Origin of the sequence: Burkholderia cepacia GG4 (assembly GCF_000292915.1) — a bacterium.
Taxonomy (GTDB): Bacteria; Pseudomonadota; Gammaproteobacteria; order Burkholderiales; family Burkholderiaceae; genus Burkholderia; species Burkholderia cepacia_D.
This window is the reverse complement of record NC_018514.1, coordinates 2,964,038-2,983,105: the sequence shown is the minus strand read 5'-3', so window position 1 is coordinate 2,983,105 and position 19,068 is coordinate 2,964,038. Positions and strand designations below refer to the sequence as shown.

Sequence of the window (19,068 nt, the reverse complement as noted above, 5' to 3'; positions counted from 1 at the left end):
CGGTCGATTACGTACGAGGTAAGGAAATCGCGCCGCCCCAACGAAAACGGGCGCCCGAAGGCGCCCGCATCGCCTGTCGTCGCAACCGCGCGCGTCAGGTCACCGGCGCCGGGTTGAACAGCGTCAGCGCATTCGCGAGCTTCCATTGCTCGGCCCACGTGCGGCGCTTGCCGCTCGCGACGTCGAGCATCAGCCGGAACAGCTCCCAGCCCACGTCCTCGATCGAGGCCGCGCCGGTCGCAATCTGCCCCGCGTCGAGATCCATCAGGTCGTGCCAGCGGCGCGCGAGATCGCTGCGCGTCGCGACCTTGATCACCGGAACCTGCGCGAGGCCGTACGGCGTGCCGCGGCCCGTCGTGAAAATGTGCAGGTTCATCCCCGCCGCGAGCTGCAGCGTGCCGCAGATGAAGTCGCTCGCGGGCGTCGCCGCGTACAGCAGCCCCTTCTGCCGCGCCCGATCGCCGGGACGCACGACGCCGGCGATCGGCGCGCTGCCCGACTTCACGATCGAACCCATCGCCTTCTCGACGATGTTCGACAGGCCGCCCTTCTTGTTGCCGGGCGTCGTGTTCGCACTGCGGTCGACGCGGCCGCGCTCCAGGTAGCGGTCGTACCAGTCCATCTCGCGGATGATCTCGCGGGCGACGTCCTCGTTCGCCGCGCGCGACGTGAGTTGCGCGACGCCGTCGCGCACTTCGGTCACTTCCGAGAACATGATCGTTGCGCCGGCACGCACGAGCAGGTCGGCCGCGAAGCCGACCGCCGGGTTCGCGGTGAGCCCCGAGAACGCGTCGCTGCCGCCGCACTGCACACCGACGACGAGATCCGACGCCGGGCAGGTTTCGCGACGGCGGCGGTTCAACCGCTCCAGATGCGATTCGGCCATCTTCATGATCGAGTCGATCATCGAGTTGAAGCCGACATGCGCGGCGTCCTGCAGGCACACGACGCCGCCGTTGTCCGTCGCGCCGTCGGCCGCCACCGGAATCACGCCGGGCGGCAGCAGGCGCTCGGGCTGCAGCTTCTCGCAGCCGAGGCTCACCGTCATCACCTCGCCGCCGAAGTTCGGGTTCAGGCTGATGTTGCGCAGCGTGCGGATCGGGATGTCGGCGTCGGGCGCGTCGATCGCGACGCCGCAGCCGTACGTGTGCTCGAGTCCGACCACGTCGTCGACGTTCGGGTAACGCGGCAGCAGTTCCTCCTTGATCCGCTTGACCGCATGCTCGACGACACCCGACACGCACTGCACGGTCGTCGTGATCGCGAGAATGTTGCGCGTGCCGACCGAACCGTCGGGATTGCGGAAGCCCTCGAACGTATAGCCCTCGAGCGGCGCCAGCGACGGTGCGGCGCGCGTGGCGAGCGGCAAGTCGTCGAGCCCCGGCGGCTCGGGCATCCGCATCGTGCGCTCGTTGACCCAGCTGCCGCGCCGCAGCTCGGTGAGCGCGTAGCCGATCACGACGTTGTAGCGGACGATCGGGTCGCCGGCCGCGAGATCGGCCAGCGCAACCTTGTGCCCTTGCGGCACGCCTTCGCGCAATGTCAGCCCGTCGGCGAACGTCGCGCCCTCGGGCAGGCCGCCGTCGTTGACGACGATCGCGACGTTGTCGTCCGGATGCACGCGGATATAGAGAGGGGAAGCAGTCATCGGAATTCCTGGGAGGCTACCGGTCAAATCGTTAGTCATCATACGACATTCAACACCAATCCGCGATGCTACGTAAACCCTTATCCGGAAAGACCCTACCTCCGATCGGCCAGCAAACCGCTTGCGTCACCCCTCCCCTCGTTGTACGATGACATACAACGACATCGCCAATGTGGCCCGGATGCCGTGCCCGACGAACCCAGCACTCGCGCTAGACGGACGACCTAACCATGACTTCACCGCAAGAACTCAAACAGATCATCTCCCACGGCCTGCTGTCGTTTCCGCTGACGGATTTCGACGCAGACGGCAGCTTCCGCCCGACCACCTATGCCGAGCGCCTGGAATGGCTGGCACCGTACGGCGCGACCGCGCTGTTCGCGGCCGGCGGCACCGGTGAATTCTTCTCGCTCACGCAGCGCGAGTATTCGGATGTGATCCGCGTCGCGACGGAAACCTGCAAGGGCAAGGTACCGATCCTCGCCGGCGCCGGCGGCGCGACGCGCGTCGCGATCGAATATGCGCAGGAAGCCGAGCGCCTCGGCGCGAGCGGCGTGCTGCTGATGCCGCACTACCTGACCGAAGCGAGCCAGGAAGGGATCGCCGAGCACGTCGAACAGGTGTGCCGTGCGCTGAAGATCGGCGTCGTGGTGTACAACCGCGCGAATTCGAAGCTGAACGCCGACATGCTCGAGCGCCTTGCCGACCGTTGCCCGAACCTGATCGGCTTCAAGGACGGCGTCGGTGAAATCGAGAGCATGGTCACGATCCGCCGCCGGCTCGGCGACCGCTTCGCGTACCTCGGCGGCCTGCCGACGGCCGAAGTCTACGCAGCCGCTTACAAGGCGCTCGGCGTGCCGGTGTACTCGTCGGCCGTGTTCAACTTCATCCCGAAGACGGCGATGGAATTCTACGAAGCGATCGCGAAGGACGACCACGCAACGGTCGGCCGCCTGATCGACGAGTTCTTCCTGCCGTACCTGAAGATCCGCAACCGCCGCGCGGGCTACGCCGTCAGCATCGTGAAGGCGGGCGCGAAGCTCGTCGGCCACGACGCGGGCCCGGTGCGCGCACCGCTGATCGACCTCAACGACGACGAACTGGCCGAACTCGACGTGCTGATCAAGAAGATGGGCCCGCAGTAAGCGGGGGCGGCCGGCGCGGCACCTTCGGTGGCGCGGCGGCCGGCTTGTGTTGCTTGTGTTGCATCGCGGCCGGCGCTTGCCGGCCGCGGTCGTTTGCAGCGGCAGCGATGCCACGCGTCCCGCCGCGCTGCGCGCCGTCACATCTGCGCGATGACTCCGATGATCCGGTGACGCACGTTGCCGAGCTTGATCCGGGTCGCTTCGATCTGTCCCTGCGCGCCCGCACGCACGCGTGTGCTCGATTCGCCGCCAAGAATCTGCCCCAGCACGTCGCGGTCGACGACCGCATCGAAGAACCGGCCGACCGTGATCGTTGCCGACTGCTTCGCGGTCAGGAGCGCGCTGTTGGCCTGCATCAGCGCTTCAGTGCGCAGGCTCTGGTCGCGTTCGTCGATGCCGCGGCGGTGCTCGAGCGCGAACACCAGCGCTTCCATGTCCTGCCTGAAACGGCGCACGGCGAGGCCGAACACGAGCGAATGCGCGTCGGAGTCCGTGACGGGCCGCCCCTGGTTGATGGTCACGTCGAATTCGCTGCCGCCCAGGTCGCGCTGGAATTCCAGCAGCGCATTCGCGAGCACGCGCCCTTCGCTGTATTGGCCGATCCGGCTGCGCACCGAATGCGCGACGTCGCCGATCGCCTTCCACAATCCGGCGGCGAACAGGTGATCGCCGCGCTTGCTGATGTTCATCGGATGGTTCCCTCTTGGTCTTTTGTCGGTCTCTCAGGCCCGCCTGCGGGCCGGGCGGCCCGAGGCCTCGCTACTGTAGGAGAAATTCCGGCGACGCGGAAGCCGACGCCCATCTCGTCAAGGCGACACATCATTGAAAGCATCATTTGACGCCATAATTGATGCATCGACTTTCTCGCGAGCCGCTCGTGCGCACCACCTTGTCCCTCGACGACGCACTGCTCGCCAAAGCGCAGCAATTAACCGGCGTCACCGAAAAATCGGCGCTGGTGAGAGAAGCGCTGCGCGCATTGATCGCGCGCGAAAGCGCACGACGACTCGCCCGCCTCGGCGGTACCGAGCCCGACCTTGAATCTGTTCCGCGCCGCCCATCGGAGCCCGCATGATTCTTGTCGACACTTCAGTGTGGATCGACCACCTGCGGGCCGGTGACGCAACGCTCACGACATTGCTGGAAGCTGAACGGGAGCTGATCCATCCGTTCATCATCGGCGAGCTTGCGCTCGGCAGCATGCGCGATCGCCAGACCGTACTGGATGCGCTGCGCGACCTTCCCGCCGCCACCCCGGCAACCGACGACGAAGTCCAGCGCATGATCGATGTCGTACCGCTTCACGGGCTAGACATCGGTTACGTCGACGCACATCTGCTTGCCTCGCTCAGACTGACCGGAGACAGCAAGCTGTGGACACGCGACCGGCGCCTGCTGGCCGCAGCCGAGCGCCTGCAACTTGTCACTCACCCCGCTCACTGACCGAGCGGAACCGGCGGGCGCCAAAACCAGCCAGCAATAAAAAAGGCGGAAGCGGCCCATAGGGCCACGTCCGCCGCCGTGTTTCAACGTGCCTGAACGCGCCCCTGGCGGGACGCTGCCTTCAGCCGTTCCTCCTCGTCACTCCGCCTTCCCGTCCCGCAGCCGCGGAATCGCGAGCGGATTGCTTTCCTGCAGCCCTTCGGGCAGCAGGTCGTCCGGGAAATCCTGGTAGCACACGGGCCGCAGGAAGCGGTCGATCGCCGTCGCGCCGACCGACGTGACGGCCGGGTTCGACGTCGCCGGGAACGGGCCGCCGTGGACCATCGCGTCGCACACCTCGACGCCGGTCGGGTAGCCGTTGACGAGCAGGCGGCCGGCCTTGCGTTCGAGGATCGGCAGCAGGCGGCGCGCGAGCGGCTTGTCGTCAGCGTCCATCTGCAGCGTGGCGGTCAGCTGGCCCTCGAGCGCGTCGAGCACGCGCGCGACTTCGTCGAGATCGCGGCAGCGCACGATCAGCGACGCCGGCCCGAACACCTCGTGGCTGAACGCCGGCTCGGCCAGGAACGCCTGCGCGCCGGCCTGGTAAAGCGCACCGCCCGCCTGGCATTCGGTCTGTGCCGGCTCGCCCGCGCCGATTTCGCGCACGTCCGGCAGGTCGGCGAGCTTGCCGCGACCGTTGCGATATGCGTCGGCGATCCCGCGCGTCAGCATCACGCCGGCCGGCTTGTTCGCGAGCGCCTGTGCGGCGACGGACTCGAAGCGGTCGAGGTCGGGGCCATCGATTGCCAGCACGAGGCCCGGGTTCGTACAGAACTGGCCGACGCCGAGCGTCAGCGAATCGACGAAGCCGGTCGCGATCGCGTCACCGCGCGCGGCCAACGCGGCCGGGAACAGCACGACCGGGTTGATGCTGCTCATTTCCGCGTAGACGGGAATCGGCTGCGGGCGCGCGTTCGCGAGCTGCACGAGCGCCATGCCGCCCTGCCGCGAACCGGTGAAGCCGACTGCCTGGATCGCCGGATGGCTGACCAGCGCCGCGCCGATCACGCGGCCGGGGCCGATCAGCAGCGAGAACACGCCGGCCGGCATCCCGCATTTCGCGACGGCTGCGCGGATCGCACGGCCGACCAGCTCGGACGTGCCGAGGTGTGCCTCATGGGCCTTCACGATCACCGGACAGCCGGCCGCCAGTGCCGACGCGGTATCGCCGCCGGCCACCGAGAACGCAAGCGGGAAGTTGCTTGCGCCGAACACGACGACGGGCCCGAGCCCGACCTTCTGCAACCGCAGGTCCGAGCGTGGCAGCGGCGTGCGCGCCGGCTGCGCGGGATCGATCGACGCGGCGAGGAACCGCCCGTCGCGCACGACGCGCGCGAACAGCCGAAGCTGGCCGACGGTGCGGCCGCGCTCGCCCTGCAGGCGGGCGACCGGCAGGCCCGTCTCGGCGTGTGCGCGCTCGATCAGCGCGTCGCCGAGCGCGACGATTTCGTCGGCGATCGCTTCGAGAAACGCCGCGCGGGCCGCGAGCGGCTGCGTGCGGTACGCGTCGAATGCGTCGCGCGCGAGTTCGCATGCGCGCTGGACATCGGCCAGCGTCGCGACGCCGAATGCGGGCGCATCGATCGGCGCGCCCTTCGACGGGTCGAACGCGCGCAAGGTACCGGCCGAGCCGGCCACCGCGTCGGCGCCGATCAGCATCTCTCCAGTCAGTTGCATGGGGTGTGCTCCGTGGTTCGGGAATGATTCGCCCATTGTAGCGCAACAGATACGATGTCTGCCGACGTTGTTTCAATATTCCCGCGCCCCGCCTGCCACGGAGCGACAACCCGGAATCCCTTACCCACCGGGCAAAGTCGCGTTTTTTACGACCTCGCGCTACGTTTCAAAGGGAAAACCCGAGGTTTATGCGTGCGGGCATTGCCAATAAACTTCCGCCCATGTCATACGACGACGTACATTAAAGTGCCCAATCAGACCACCCCTCGCGATCTTCCGATCGATCTCGCCGGCAGCGCGCGCCGCACCGCCGTGCGCTACTGGATCCTGGCGATGCTGTTCGTCGTCACGACGCTCAACTATGCGGATCGCGCGACGCTGTCGATCACCGGCACGCCGATCCGCAAGGCCTTCGGCATCGATCCGGTGACGATGGGCTACATCTTCTCGGCGTTCAGCTGGGCGTACGTGCTCGCGCAGTTGCCGAGCGGCTGGCTGCTCGACCGCTTCGGCGCCCGTCGCGTGTATGCGACCAGCATCTTCCTGTGGTCGGCGTTCACGCTGCTGCAAAGCACGATCGGCCTCGGCGGCAGCGCCGCGTTCGCGGTGACCGCGCTGTTCGTGATGCGCTTCGCGGTCGGCATCGCCGAGGCGCCCGCGTTCCCCGCGAACGCCAAGGTCGTCGCGAGCTGGTTCCCGACCGCGGAGCGCGGCACGGCGTCGGCAATCTTCAACGCCGCGCAGTATTTCGCGGCGGTGGTGTTCTCGCCGCTGATGGCGTGGCTCACGCACGCGTACGGCTGGCACCAGGTGTACCTGTGGCTCGGCCTCGCCGGCATCGCGCTCGCGTTCCTCTGGCTGCGCGTGATGAAGGACCCGATCGACCATCCGGCGGTGAACCGCGCGGAACTCGAGCATATCGAGCAGGGTGGCGGCCTCGTGCGCACCACGGCGCACCGCAACGGCGCGGCGTCCGAAGGCAGCCGCGTCGCGGGCTGGTACTACGTGCGCCAGCTGCTGTCGATCCGGATGCTGCTCGGCGTCTATCTCGGCCAGTACTGCGTGAACGTGCTCACCTACTTCTTCCTCACGTGGTTCCCGATCTACCTCGTGCAGGCGCGCGGGATGTCGCTGCTGAAAGCCGGCTTCATGACGTCGCTGCCGGCGATCTGCGGGTTCCTCGGCGGCGTGCTCGGCGGGATGCTGTCGGACACGCTGATCCGTCGCGGCGTATCGCTGACGCTCGCGCGCAAGATTCCGATCGTCGGCGGGATGCTGCTGTCGATGGCGATCATCGGCTGCAACTACGTCGACAGCGAAGCGCTGGTAATCGTGCTGATGGCCGTGTCGTTCTTCGGCAAGGGAATCGGCTCGCTCGGCTGGGCCGTGGTCGCGGACACCGCGCCGAAGGAAGCGATCGGCCTGTCGGGCAGCCTGTTCAACATGTTCGGCAACACGGCCGGCATCGTCGCGCCGATCGCGATCGGCTACCTGGTCGGCGCAAGCGGCTCGTTCAACGGCGCACTCGTGTTCGTCGGGCTGAACGCGCTCGTCACGGTGTTCAGCTATCTGGTGATCGTGAAGGACATCAAGCGCGTCGAGCTGCGTCATCGCGACGCCTGAGCTGCGGCGGGAACGGCAGGGAGACGACGGCGGCCGCGCAAACGGCCGCCGTTGTTACATCAGGCCGCGGAATGCGCGACGCGCAGCATGTCGTGCACGCCGGAGGTCATGAGCGCGAGAAACGCGAGCAGGCCGACGTAGCAGAGCGCGTAGGTCGTCTTCGTCTCGATCGACGTCGCGTAGTACGCGCGGTTCTCCGGCGCGTCCGGATCGTAGCGCCAGGCGCGCTTCAACTGCGGCAGCGCGAGGATCGCCATCACGATCAACAACGGGCTCGGCCGGTACGCGAACAGCGCGATCAGCACGGGCACGCCCGCGAACCAGATGCGCGGCGACAGCACCGCGGTGATCCGCCCGCCGTCGAACGGCGACAGCGGAATCATGTTGAACAGGTTCAGGAAGAAGCCCGTATAGGACAGCGCGAGCAGCAGGTTGCTGTCGTAGTGCCGTGCGGCCGCGTAGCAGGCCAGCGCGCCGAGCGTGCCGACGAACGGGCCGGCCAGGCCGACATACGCCTCGGTTTCGGCGTCGTGCGGCATGTCCTTCAGCTGGATCCACGCGCCGACGAACGGGATGAAGGTCGGCAGCCCGACGTCGAGCCCGCGCCGCCGCGCGGCCACATAGTGACCGGCTTCGTGCACCAGCAGCAGTGCGCCGAAGCCGGCCGCGAACCGCCAGCCGTAGAACAGCGCGTAGACCGCGATCGACGCCAGCATGGTGCCCGCCGACATGAGCACCTTGCCGAGCTTCAGGCCGCCGAAGAGCAGCAGCAGCAACTTCGTCATTCCTTGCGCTCCGCGCCGGACACGGCGGCTGAGTCAGTTGCATCGGCGACGACCGGCACGGGTTCCTGCTTCGGCCTGGCGCCGAAGAAGCGCTTCAACGCCGCGCCGCCCGCCAGCAGCGCGACCGCGCCGATCTTGAAGAACTTCACGGCAAACGCGCCGATCAGCGCGAGCAGGCCGAGCTTCTTCGCGCCGACGCCGACGATCAGCGCCGCGAGACCATACTCGGCGACATGGTCGGTCGACTTGTTGAAATCGGCGTAGCGCTTGCCGTCGTTGAAGCGGATGTTCGCGAGCAGGTCGTCGGCCGAGGCCTTGTACTTCGGCAGCTCGGCGAGCGTCGACGCCATCGTCAGCGACAGGTAGCCATCGCGGCCGAGCACGAGCGTCCGGTAGTTCACGCCGTCGTGCTCCGCGTTCGCGGCCGCGCCCTTCTCGCGGATGATCGCGGACCATACGAGGCGGTGCGTGGCGGCGTCGTACGCGGGCGCCTGCGCCCAGCCGACCACCTCGGTTTCGGGCAGGCCGCGCTCCTTGCGTGCCGGGTTGTCTTCCTCGGTACCGGCCTGCAGGCTTTTCAGCAATTCGTCGGGCTTCCAGTCCTTCGCGTCGTCGTCGCGGATGTAGCCGCTCGGCTCGAATGACACGACCGAGATCCAGTCGGCGTCCGGATCCTCGGGCAGCACGAGGCCGACCAGCTTCGACTCGTCGATCGAGTTGCCCATCGAGCGCAAGTAGCGGCCGGCTTCGGCGGCCGGCACGAACGATTCGCCTGCCTTCAGCTTCAGCACCGCTTCATGCTTCACGTCGATATCGGCCGGCCCGTTCACGACCGCCTTGTTGGTTGCCGCGGCGGCGGCCCTCATTTCGACCTGCGCGGCTTCGGTTTGCGCGTGGCCGCTGGTCGCGGCGAATGCGAGCATCGCCACGCAGGCGACGCGGACGGCGAGTTTTTTCATTATTGGATTCCCCTGGACTGCCTTGTCGTGAATGTGCGCGGCGTCCGGGCCGGGCGCTGTGGTCGCAGGTCCGGCGCCGCCTCTCAGGTGGCACGGGGGCTATGGTAACGCAGCGTCGGGGCGCTTCCGGGAACGAAATGCGGCGGGTGGGACGGGAGCCGCAGGCAGCGGCAGGCGCGATGGGCGACGCACGCCGAACCGGATTGCTTACCTGGCAGGTAATGCCCGGCGCGCGCAGGATTGCCTATCATCGTCCTCATGAACTCGACCGCCGCCCGCCACTCGCTTCCCCCGTCCGCCGGCCGCGCGTCCGGCGTCGGCCCGCTGCTGCGCACGTGGCGCCAACGCCGGCGCCTGAGCCAGATGGCGCTTGCGGTCGATGCGGAGGTGTCCGCGCGGCACCTGAGCTTCGTCGAATCGGGTCGCGCACAGCCGAGCCGCGACATGGTGCTGCATCTCGCGGAGCGCCTCGACGTGCCGCTGCGCGAGCGCAATGCGCTGCTCGTCGCGGCCGGCTATGCGCCACTGTTTCGCGAGCGGCCGTTCTCCGATCCGCAGCTCGACGCGGCGCGCCATGCAGTCGAAGCCGTGCTGCGCGGCCATGAGCCCTACCCGGCACTCGCGGTGGATCGCCACTGGACGCTGCTCGCCGCGAACCGGATGCTCGGCGCACTGGTCGCGCAGGCCGATCCTGCGCTGTTGCAGCCGCCCGTCAACGTGCTGCGCCTGAGCCTGCATCCGGACGGCCTCGCGGCGCAGATCGTCAACTGGCACGAATGGCGCGCGCATCTCCTGCATCGGCTGCAACGACAGATCGACGCGAGCGGCGACCGCATGCTGCATGCATTGCGCGACGAACTCGCCGCGTATCCGGCGCCGCCCGGCGAGCCTGACGACCCCGACGCGCGCGCCGACCATGCGGACATCGCAGTGCCGCTGCGGCTGCGCACGGCGGCCGGCGAGCTGACGGTGTTCGGCACGCCGGTCGACGTCACGCTGTCGGAGTTGGCGATCGAGGCGTTTTTTCCGGCGAATCCGGAGACGGTGGACGCGATGCGGGCGCTGGCGGACACGTTGCCGGCGTAGTGAGCATCGTCAGCGGCGCTCGAACGCCAGCTTCACGCCAAGCGCGAGCAGGACCGCGCCGCTCACCCGGTGCATACGGGTCAGGATGCGCGGATTACGCCGAATCGACGTCGACAACAGGCCCGCGAACAGCGCGACCGGCCCCTTGACGAGAAACGTCAGGCCGGCAAACGTCGTGCCGAGCACGAACAGCGACAGCATCGGATGCGCGGCGCCCGCGGGGACGAACTGCGGCAGAAATGCGAGGTAGAACAGCGCGACCTTCGGATTCGACACGTTGGACAGCGCGCCTTGCGCGAACGTGCGCAGCCGCGATGCCGGCGCGTCGCGACTGCTTGCGAGCGTCAGCTCACCCGACGAACGCAGCAGCGTGATGCCGAGATACAGCAGATACAGCGCGCCGACGATCTTCAAGGCCATGAACAACCATTCGGATGCCTGAAGAAGTGCACCCAGCCCGAGCGTCGCGAGCATCGTATGCACGAGCAGCCCGACGCTGACGCCCGCCGCGGTCACGAGGCCGGCACGCGTTCCGCCGGATAGCGTGCGCGACATGACGAGCACCATGTCCTGGCCCGGCGTCAGAATGATCAGAAGGGATGTCGCCATGAACGGCAACCAGGCTATGTGCGGCATCGGGACTCTCCTGAAAGCGGCGCCGGGCGGGACGGGCGGGAATCGCACGCGTCCACGGAGCCGTCGCAGTCATCCGATTATCGGCAACTTGCCGTGGAGAATGGCTGCGAAGTCGGCTACTTTCGATGGCGGATTTGGAGTTATTCTCCATCATCATCCATATCGGTAGTCGAAAATGCCAATCAAACTGGACGCGATCGATCGGCGCATTTTGCGTGCGCTGCAACGGGATTCGAACCAGACGAACGCCGAACTCGCGCAACAGGTCGGTCTGTCGCCCACGCCCTGCCTGCGCCGCGTTCATCTGCTCGAGGAACAGGGCGTCATCGATGCCTACGTCGCGCTGCTGAACCCGGCGGCCGTCGAACTGCGATTTACGGCATTCGTGCGCGTCACGCTGGAGCGCCAGGACAAGACGACCGTCGAACGCTTCGCCCGCGAGATGGAGCAGGCGCCCGAAGTGCTCGAATGCCACCTGATGGCCGGCAGTTACGACTATCTGCTGCGGGTCATCGCGAAGGATCTCGATGACTATCAGCGCTTTCAGATGGAAACGCTCACGCAGATCGAAGGCGTACGCAACGTCGAAACCGAGATTCCGCTGAAGCGCATCAAGCAGACGGTGCGTCTGCCGATCTAGGCATCCAGAAACGCGACGGGCTGCCCCGCCGGCCGGCCGCTCAGCGCGCAATCGTCGTAACGCGTCCAGCATCCAGGCGCTGTAACCGTAGGCAACGAAAGGAGCGGCCGCAACGCTGCGCAAGGCATGCCGATTGAAAGGTGTGGTTGTTAAGCTGCCTGGCGAGTCCGTCGGTCCCTCGTCGGCCCCTCTTGCACACCATGAAAAATAGAACGCTTGCCACGCTGTTACTGTGTGCCGCCGTGCCCGGCGTGGCGCTCGCACAATCGATCGCCGCGCCGGCGTTGAAGCCGGGCGACACCTGGACCTACGTCAACACGGTTGAAATCGGCCCGAACGGCTGGCACCAGACACGCGACCAGATTTCCGTGCAGCGCACGACCGCCGACCACATCTATATCGAAACGCAGCAGAGCGGCGCGACCCAGGCGCCCCGCGAATTGATCGTCGACGCGGACTGGAGCCGCGCGCGCAGCATCAACGGCACCGAAACCGTGGTGAACCGCCCGCTGGCGTTTCCGCTGACGGTCGGCAAGACGTGGACGATCAGGTATAGCGAAGCGCATCCGAATCCGCAGCACGCATCGGAAACGTACGACACGCATTACAAGGTCGTCGGACCCGACACCGTCACCGTGCCCGGCGGCAAGTTCGATGCGGTCAAGATCGAGGCCGAAGGCACGTGGAAAGCCGAAACCGCGCCGCTACAGTCGACCATGTCGGGCGTATCCCGCAATGCAGGCGGTTCGACGATCGTGATGCAGAGCCGCAACAGCGTGACGGCGGAACAGACCGGCAAGACCTACAAGGCGTTCTGGTACGTGCCGGCGGTCGGCCGCTGGGTCAAGTCGGTCGAGGAGTACTACGACGCGAACGGCGTACGAACGGCGCGCTATTCGAACGAACTGGCATCGTACAAGCGCGCAGGTACGGACAGCGGCTCGCGGTTGGCCGGCGGGCCCGCACCCGTGACGCCGGAAGGCCCGCCTCCCGGCGATCAATGACGGAGCGCGCGCTCACTTACGTATAAAGCGACGCCTGCGGCAGTTCCCCCGTCAGCGCGAACCGGCCGACATCGCGCAGCCGATAGTCGAGCGGATCGTGCAGCGTATGCGTGCGCGCATTGCGCCAGAAGCGGTCGAGGCCGAGCGATGCGGCCGTCGCCCGCGCGCCGCACGCATCGAACAGCGCCTCGCCGTTATCGAGCGCCGCGCGTTGCGCGACGATCTTCGCGTCCGACACGGCGAGCGCCACTTCGGCGCGTTCGTCGGCCGTCAGCGCTTCGCGCCGCGACCATGCGCGCTGCAACGCGACGGCCGCGCGATCGGCCAGTGACGCCGCGGCAACCGCCTGCACGCGCATGTCGCCGAAGCGCTGCAGCGTGTAGGGATCGTCGCTCGCCTGCGCGGCACCCGAGTGAATCCACGGCCGGCCATGTGTCAGCACATAGTCGCGCGCCTCGGCGAGCGCACCTTCCGCGAGCCCGACGAACAGGTTCGTCAGCACGAGCTGCGACACCAGCGTGCGCAGCGTCGCGCGCGGCGTCGGCGGCACTTCGGACCGGTGCAGCACTTCGTCGGGCGCGAGCGTCACGCCGTCGAAGCGCACGCTGCCGCTATCGGTCTGGCGCTGGCCGATCGGGTCCCAGTCTTCGTTGACCGTGATCCCGCGACGATCGGTCGGCACCACGCCGAACACGGCGCGGCCCGTTGCGGGATCGTGCGCCGACACCGTCATCCGCTGCGAGCCGCGCGTGCCCGAACAGAAACCCTTCACGCCGTCGAGCCGGTAGCCGCCATCCGGCGTTGCAGTCGCCACCAGCCGCGTGTCGAGCGGATTGACCGCATTGCCCCACCACCAGCGATGCTCGACCGTGCCGCGCAGATAGCGTTCGCGCTGTGCCGGGCCGCCCCACACGTCGACGCTGACCACCTGCAGGATCTGAAACCCGACCAGATGCGCGAGCGCGCTGTCGACGCGCGCGATCCGCCGGATCGTGTCGTAGATCGCCGGCCACGCGGCTTCCTGTCCGCCAAATTCGCGCGGCACCGCGAGCGTCAGCAGGCCCGCGTCGGCGAGCCGCTGCTTGTCGTCGGCCGCGTGGCCGCCCGTGCGATCGCGCGCGGCAGCAGTCGTGCGCAGCGCGTCGATCGCGCGCGCCAGCACGTCTTCGTCGACGGCAGGCGCCCCGCTATCCGGCGCAAGCGTCGCCGGGCCGCGTGGATCGTTCATGCGACGGCTTCCGGTGCAAGGGTTTCGTCCGACAGCGGCACCAGCGCGCCGAGCCGGCGACCGGTCAGCCGCGACAGGATCTCGCGCCGCCAGTCGTCGTAGATCGTGCGGTATTCGGCGATATCCGCGCCGAACACGTGTGCGGTATGCGCGTATTCGTCATGCAGATAGCCGTCGAGCCGCGCCTGCGTTTCCTCGTCGGCCGCGATCACGCGATCGATCAGCGCGTCGCGCTCGGCAGCGGGCAGCGCCTCCAACGTGTCGAACCACCACTGGACGATCTGCACGCGATGCCACTCTTCGTCCGGGCGAATCCGGTTCTCGCCGTGCTCGCGCATCGCGCCGTCGGCGATGCGGCCGGTCTTGCGCTGGATCCACAGCTTCGCGAGGATGTGCAGCTCGTAATGCCATTCGAACGCGAGGAAGCCCGCGACGTCGCGCACCGCGATGTCGCCGATGCGTTCCCAGTGCGCGGCGACGAGCCGATCGACTTCCGGCAGCGGATCGCGCCCGGTCAGTTCGGTCACGCGTTCGCGGCCGATCACCGCATGCGCGCCGTCGTCGCCGAGCTGGCGCGCCAGGATCAGCTGGAAATGCGGATCGTCGCGAAACAGCGTGTCGATCGCCTTCGCGACGACCTGCACGATGAACAGGTCGTGCGACGCCATCTTCGTGTAGTAGTCGGCGACGGCGGCCAGTTCGTCCTCGCTGCGCGGCTCGCGCGGCGGCGTCGCGAGCTTGTCCGGGAAGCCGGGACGATGGCGTCGTGCGACATCCAGAAACAGCGCTTCCTCGAATTGTCCGTTCCATTCGCGCGGCGCGCCGATGGGTAAGGTCATAGGGTTCGTTCTCTCAGGGTCTTGAATGAAAGGAGTCGGCGCTCATGGCGCCGCTCAGGTGCGCCGGGTCACATGTCGGACCAGGCGGTCGCCCGTGATTTGCACGGCCGAGACGAGCGCGATCAGGATCACGATCACGGTTGCCATGACGGTGGTGTCGAAGCGCTGATAGCCGTAGCGGATCGCCAGATCGCCGAGCCCGCCCGCGCCGACGGCACCCGCCATCGCGGTCGAGCCGATCAGCGCGACGACGGTGATCGTGAAACCGCCGAGCATGCCGGGCAGCGCCTCGGGCAGCAGCACGTGCCACACGATGTGGCGGCGCTTCGCGCCCATCGCGAGCGCGGCCTCGATCAGCCCGCGATCGACTTCGCGCAGGCTCACCTCGGCAATCCGCGCGAAAAACGGAATCGCGGCGATCGACAGCGGCACGACGGCCGCCCATACGCCGATCGTCGTGCCGATCAGCACACGCGTAAACGGCAACAGCGCGACGAGCAGGATGATGAACGGCGTCGAGCGGAACACGTTGACGAGCGCGCCGAGCACCGCGTTCACGCCGCGTCGCGCGTAGATGCCGCCGGGCGCGGTCGTCACGAGGACCACCGCGAGCGGGATGCCGAGCAGCGCGGCGATCGCGGCCGATGCGGCGACCATCGACAGCGTGTCGCGGATCGCGTCGAGCAGTTCGGGCCACCAGAGTTCAAACATAACCGAGCACCTCCGCGTGATTCGCGTGGCGGCGTGCGCGATTGAGCAAGGCGGCGACCGCGCCACCGCCTGCGGGCGACTGACCGGGCGACGCAGCGATCACGAGGCGCCCCTGCGCATGCCCCTGAATGCGCTCGATCCCGCCGTGCAGGAAGCGCACCGAGCCGCCGAGCGCCGCCGCGAGCGCGCCGACGTCCGGTTCGCCGCCGCTTTCGCCCGTATAGCGGACGTCGAGCACGACCTGCGCGCCATCGGGCAGCGCGGCCTGCGCCGGCAACGGCTGCACGCGCGCGGCCAGTTCGGCCGGCAGGTCGTGCACGAGCGTGCTGAGCAGCGCGCGCGTCGCGCCGTGGCGCGGATCGCCGAACACGCGCCACACCGGGCCCGTTTCGACGACTTCACCCTGCTCGATCACCGCGACCGTGTCGCACACCGCGCGGATCACCTCCATTTCGTGCGTGATCAGCACGATCGTCAGCCCGAGGCGGCGATTGATGTCGGCGAGCAGCGCGAGGATCGATTGCGTCGTCTCGGGATCGAGCGCCGACGTCGCCTCGTCGCACAGCAGCACCTCCGGATCGTGCACCAGCGCCCGCGCGATGCCGACGCGCTGCTTCTGGCCGCCCGACAGGCTCGCCGGATACGCGTCGCGCTTCGCGGCGAGCCCGACTAGCTCGAGCAACGCATCGACCTTGCGCGCGCGCTCGGCCTTCGGCACGCCGGCGATCTTCAGCGGCAGCGCGACGTTCTCGAACACCGTCTTCGCCGACAGCAGGTTGAAATGCTGGAACACCATGCCGGTGCGGCGACGCAGCGCGACGAGTCCATCCTCGTCGAGCGCGCCGACGTCGACGCCCTGCACGCGCACGCTGCCCGAACTCGGGCGTTCGAGCCCGTTGACGAGCCGCAGCAGCGTCGACTTGCCGGCGCCGCTGCGGCCGATGATCCCGAACACCTCGCCGCGCCGCACGTCGAGCGTCACCTCGCGCAGCGCGGCGGCCTGGCCGCGCGGCGTCGCGAACACCTTGCCGACGTTCGTCAGCGACACGGCAGGGCCGTCGGCCGACGCGGCCCTTTCCTCATGCGCGCGTGCGCCGACGCCGGCGCCGGCACGCACGGCCGATGCCTCGATAAAACCCAGCGTATCGAACAATTGCGTCATCGCTTCGCCCCATCAGGTTCATGCATGCGCGGGATGCGCCGGTTCCGGTGCCGGCGCGGCGGCCGGCCGGTGCTGCGCGCCCGTATGCCATGCGGGCAACCGCGCGCCCGCGCCGAACAGCTTCTCGCGCAGCGTCGGCGCGGGATCGTAGTCTTCCTTGTAGAGGCCGCGGTTCTGCAACTCGGGCACGACCCAGTCGACGAAATCCTCGAACGACTCGGGCATCACGGTGCGCGTCAGGTTGAAGCCGTCGATGCCGGTCTCGTCGATCCACGACTGCAGTTCGTCCGCGACTTGCGACGGTGAGCCGACGATCGGCGCATAGCGGCCGCCGAGCGACATCTGTTCGAGCATGCGGCGCACGGTCCACGTGCCGGTGGTGCTCTTGCGCGAGATCGCGTCGACGGCCGACTGGATCGAATCGGTCTTCACGTACGAGATCGGTTCGTCAAGGCCGTACTTCGCGAAGTCGATGCCGGTCGAGCTCGCGAAGTGCGCGAGCCCTGCCTCCGGGCTCGCATAGCGCCGGTATTCGTCGAATTTCTCGCGAGCGAGCCGCTCGGTCTCGGCCGTCACGACGCTCACGCCCGCGAAAATCCTGATCGACGCCGGATCGCGGCCCTGCCGCGCGGCAGCCGCGCGGATGTCGAGCGCCGCCGCGCGCGCGGCGGCCTTGCTCTGGCCATTCACGAACACGCATTCGGCGTGACGGCCCGCGAACTCGACGCCGCGCGCGGACGAACCGGCCTGGTACAACACCGGCGTGCGCTGCAGCGACGGCTCGCTCAGGTGGATCGCATCGACCGAATAGAACGGCCCGTCGTGCTTCACCCGCCGCACCTTGCCGGGCTGCGCGAACACGCGCGCCTGCGCGTCGCGGATCACCGCGTCGTCGTCCCAGCTCTGTTCCCACAGCTTGTAGACGACGTCCATGTAGTCGTCCGCGCGTTCGTAGCGGTCGTCGTGGCCGATCTGCTGCGCCAGGCCCATCCCGCGCGCGGCGCTGTCGAGATAGCCGGTGACGATGTTCCAGCCGACGCGCCCCTTCGTCAGGTGATCGAGCGTCGACATGCGGCGCGCGAACAGGTAAGGCGGTTCGTAGGTCAGGTTCGCGGTCACGCCGAAGCCGAGATGCCGCGTGACCTGCGCCATCGCGGGCACGAGCAGCAGCGGGTCGTTGACCGGCACCTGCACCGATTCGCGCAGCGCCGCATCGGGGCCGCCGCCGAACACGTCGTACACGCCGACGATGTCGGCCAGAAAGATCCCGTCGAACTTGCCGCGTTCGAGCGTCTTCGCGAGATCGGACCAGTAGTCGAGATCGGTGTAGTGCGCGGAGCGGTCGCGCGGATGCGTCCACAGTCCGTGGTTGATGTGCCCGACGCAGTTCATGTTGAACGCGTTGAGCAGGATCTTCTTGCGGTTCGCCGTCGTCATGTCCGCCTCCGTCACCACGCGATCGCGTACAGCGAGCCGAACGCGTTGTCGAGCGCACGGCGCACGGCCGGCGAGTGCTGGTAGATCGAGATGAACTTGCGGATGCGCGCGTCGTTCACGCTGTCCGGCCGCACGACCCACTGGATCGCGAAGCTCTTGTTCTCGGTACCGTCGAACAGCAGCGCGCTGTTCGGGTCGGTCGTGCCGGCGAGCTTGATGAAGCTCGGGTAGCCCTGCGCGAGATCGACGTCATCGAGCGAGCGCGCGAGCTGCGACGCTTCGAGCGGGATGATCTTCAGGTGCTTCGGGTTGGACACGATGTCGTGCGTCGTCGCGCGGTAGTCGGTGCCCGGCTTCAGCGTGATCAGCCCCGCGCGCTGCAGCAGCAACAGCCCGCGCCCGCCGTTCACCGGATCGTTCGCGATCGCGACCCGCGCGCCGTCCTTCAGCTCGTCGAAGCGCTTCACCTTCTTCGAATAGAGGCCGATCTTCATGATCGTGCCGGGTGCGATCGATACGAAGTCGTAGCCGCCCTGCTTCTTCGCGTTCTCGAGAAACGGGATGTGCTGGAAGTAATTGACGTCGATGTCCTTGTTCGCGAGCGCTGCGTTCGGCGTATTCCAGTCGGTGAATTCGACGATCCGCACGTCGAGCCCCTGTGCCTTCGCCTCCTTCGCGGCGATCTTCAGCGCGTCGATCTGCGGGCTCGTCGAGATGCCGACCTTCAGCGGCGCGGTGTCGGCGCGGGCGCCGTTCAGCATCACGACGCCGAGCAGCGCGGCTGCCAGCAAGCGGGCAACACGGCCGGAGGAAAAGCGGGCGGAAAAAACGGCATGCAGCATGGGAACCACTCTCCTGTCCATAGACGGTATCGACGGATGAGCGACGCCGCGGCGAACGCACGGGCGTTCTCCGGACAGTCGTCGTCGCATCGGAAAAGGATCAGCCGATGATAGAGAGCGGCGCGAGGGCGGTCTACGAAGCGATTCTGCGAAGAAAATCGCGT

19 protein-coding genes are annotated in these 19,068 nt (G+C 67.7%); 7 read left to right on the top strand and 12 right to left on the bottom strand.

Going from position 1 to position 19,068, the window contains the following annotated elements; translation table 11 throughout:
* Nucleotides 1-94 precede the first annotated feature (94 nt).
* Nucleotides 95-1,648, bottom strand: coding sequence for a galactarate dehydratase (gene garD / locus GEM_RS29050; RefSeq protein ID WP_014901020.1), 1,554 nt, complete (start codon nucleotides 1,646-1,648; stop codon nucleotides 95-97).
* A gap of 230 nt (nucleotides 1,649-1,878) precedes the next feature.
* Between garD and kdgD the strand changes: the two genes are divergently transcribed.
* A complete protein-coding gene (gene kdgD, locus GEM_RS29045) occupies nucleotides 1,879-2,793 on the top strand; it encodes a 5-dehydro-4-deoxyglucarate dehydratase (RefSeq protein WP_014901019.1) in 915 nt (304 codons plus the stop codon).
* Between the two features lie 137 nt (nucleotides 2,794-2,930).
* Here kdgD and GEM_RS29040 read toward each other — a convergent pair whose 3' ends face one another.
* Nucleotides 2,931-3,482 (bottom strand): hypothetical protein, encoded by a 552-nt coding sequence (locus tag GEM_RS29040; RefSeq protein ID WP_014901018.1) that lies wholly within the window; start codon nucleotides 3,480-3,482, stop codon nucleotides 2,931-2,933.
* 188 nt (nucleotides 3,483-3,670) lie between these two features.
* Here GEM_RS29040 and GEM_RS30820 point away from each other — a divergent pair, with 188 nt between their 5' ends.
* Together GEM_RS30820 and GEM_RS29035 are read left to right on the top strand one after the other, a co-directional pair.
* On the top strand, nucleotides 3,671-3,868 hold the full coding sequence (locus tag GEM_RS30820) for a type II toxin-antitoxin system VapB family antitoxin (RefSeq protein ID WP_006752328.1): 198 nt from the start codon (nucleotides 3,671-3,673) through the stop codon (nucleotides 3,866-3,868).
* Nucleotides 3,865-4,236: a type II toxin-antitoxin system VapC family toxin gene (locus GEM_RS29035; protein WP_014901017.1), complete on the top strand. Its 372-nt coding sequence runs from the start codon at nucleotides 3,865-3,867 to the stop codon at nucleotides 4,234-4,236. The genes GEM_RS30820 and GEM_RS29035 overlap by 4 nt, the downstream gene beginning before the upstream one ends.
* 138 nt (nucleotides 4,237-4,374) lie before the next feature.
* On the opposite strand, the gene GEM_RS29030 is transcribed toward GEM_RS29035, so the two are convergent.
* A complete protein-coding gene (locus GEM_RS29030) occupies nucleotides 4,375-5,952 on the bottom strand; it encodes an aldehyde dehydrogenase (NADP(+)) (RefSeq protein WP_014901016.1) in 1,578 nt (525 codons plus the stop codon).
* Between the two features lie 246 nt (nucleotides 5,953-6,198).
* On the opposite strand from GEM_RS29030, the gene GEM_RS29025 reads away from it, so the two are divergent.
* Entirely contained in the window at nucleotides 6,199-7,575 is a 1,377-nt protein-coding gene (locus GEM_RS29025) for an MFS transporter (RefSeq protein ID WP_041490886.1), read from the top strand.
* A 59-nt stretch (nucleotides 7,576-7,634) separates the two neighbouring features.
* Here GEM_RS29025 and GEM_RS29020 read toward each other — a convergent pair whose 3' ends face one another.
* Both GEM_RS29020 and GEM_RS29015 read right to left on the bottom strand, forming a co-directional pair.
* A complete protein-coding gene (locus GEM_RS29020; protein ID WP_014901014.1) occupies nucleotides 7,635-8,360 on the bottom strand; it encodes a site-2 protease family protein in 726 nt (241 codons plus the stop codon).
* Nucleotides 8,357-9,319 (bottom strand): DUF2167 domain-containing protein, encoded by a 963-nt coding sequence (locus GEM_RS29015; RefSeq protein ID WP_014901013.1) that lies wholly within the window; start codon nucleotides 9,317-9,319, stop codon nucleotides 8,357-8,359. The genes GEM_RS29020 and GEM_RS29015 overlap by 4 nt, the downstream gene beginning before the upstream one ends.
* A 258-nt stretch (nucleotides 9,320-9,577) precedes the next feature.
* On the opposite strand from GEM_RS29015, the gene GEM_RS29010 reads away from it, so the two are divergent.
* Nucleotides 9,578-10,405 carry a helix-turn-helix domain-containing protein gene (locus GEM_RS29010; protein WP_014901012.1) on the top strand — a complete coding sequence of 276 codons (828 nt, stop codon included), beginning with the start codon at nucleotides 9,578-9,580 and terminating at the stop codon, nucleotides 10,403-10,405.
* Nucleotides 10,406-10,414: 9 nt separating this feature from the next.
* Here the strand turns inward: GEM_RS29010 and GEM_RS29005 are convergent, their stop codons facing one another.
* Nucleotides 10,415-11,041, bottom strand: a complete 627-nt coding sequence (locus GEM_RS29005; protein ID WP_014901011.1) for a LysE family translocator — start codon at nucleotides 11,039-11,041, stop codon at nucleotides 10,415-10,417.
* 175 nt (nucleotides 11,042-11,216) lie between these two features.
* Here GEM_RS29005 and GEM_RS29000 point away from each other — a divergent pair, with 175 nt between their 5' ends.
* On the top strand, nucleotides 11,217-11,681 hold the full coding sequence (locus GEM_RS29000) for an Lrp/AsnC family transcriptional regulator (RefSeq protein WP_014901010.1): 465 nt from the start codon (nucleotides 11,217-11,219) through the stop codon (nucleotides 11,679-11,681).
* 200 nt (nucleotides 11,682-11,881) lie between these two features.
* Complete coding sequence (locus GEM_RS28995) at nucleotides 11,882-12,685, top strand: hypothetical protein (RefSeq protein WP_014901009.1); 804 nt, start codon at nucleotides 11,882-11,884, stop codon at nucleotides 12,683-12,685.
* Between the two features lie 16 nt (nucleotides 12,686-12,701).
* Here the strand turns inward: GEM_RS28995 and GEM_RS28990 are convergent, their stop codons facing one another.
* Genes GEM_RS28990 through GEM_RS28965 form a run of 6 tightly spaced genes read right to left on the bottom strand, consistent with a single transcriptional unit; the run spans nucleotide 12,702 to nucleotide 18,904 of the window.
* Complete coding sequence (locus GEM_RS28990; RefSeq protein WP_014901008.1) at nucleotides 12,702-13,913, bottom strand: acyl-CoA dehydrogenase family protein; 1,212 nt, start codon at nucleotides 13,911-13,913, stop codon at nucleotides 12,702-12,704.
* Nucleotides 13,910-14,752, bottom strand: a complete 843-nt coding sequence (locus GEM_RS28985; RefSeq protein ID WP_014901007.1) for a hypothetical protein — start codon at nucleotides 14,750-14,752, stop codon at nucleotides 13,910-13,912. The genes GEM_RS28990 and GEM_RS28985 overlap by 4 nt, the downstream gene beginning before the upstream one ends.
* A 54-nt stretch (nucleotides 14,753-14,806) precedes the next feature.
* The gene (locus GEM_RS28980) at nucleotides 14,807-15,463 is read right to left on the bottom strand and encodes a methionine ABC transporter permease (RefSeq protein WP_014901006.1); all 657 of its coding nucleotides are present in this window, start codon (nucleotides 15,461-15,463) and stop codon (nucleotides 14,807-14,809) included.
* Entirely contained in the window at nucleotides 15,456-16,625 is a 1,170-nt protein-coding gene (locus GEM_RS28975) for a methionine ABC transporter ATP-binding protein (protein ID WP_014901005.1), read from the bottom strand. Before GEM_RS28975 ends, GEM_RS28980 begins: the two co-directional genes overlap by 8 nt.
* 18 nt (nucleotides 16,626-16,643) lie before the next feature.
* Nucleotides 16,644-18,062: an LLM class flavin-dependent oxidoreductase gene (locus GEM_RS28970; RefSeq protein WP_014901004.1), complete on the bottom strand. Its 1,419-nt coding sequence runs from the start codon at nucleotides 18,060-18,062 to the stop codon at nucleotides 16,644-16,646.
* An 11-nt stretch (nucleotides 18,063-18,073) separates the two neighbouring features.
* Nucleotides 18,074-18,904, bottom strand: coding sequence for a MetQ/NlpA family ABC transporter substrate-binding protein (locus GEM_RS28965; RefSeq protein WP_014901003.1), 831 nt, complete (start codon nucleotides 18,902-18,904; stop codon nucleotides 18,074-18,076).
* Nucleotides 18,905-19,068 lie beyond the last annotated feature (164 nt).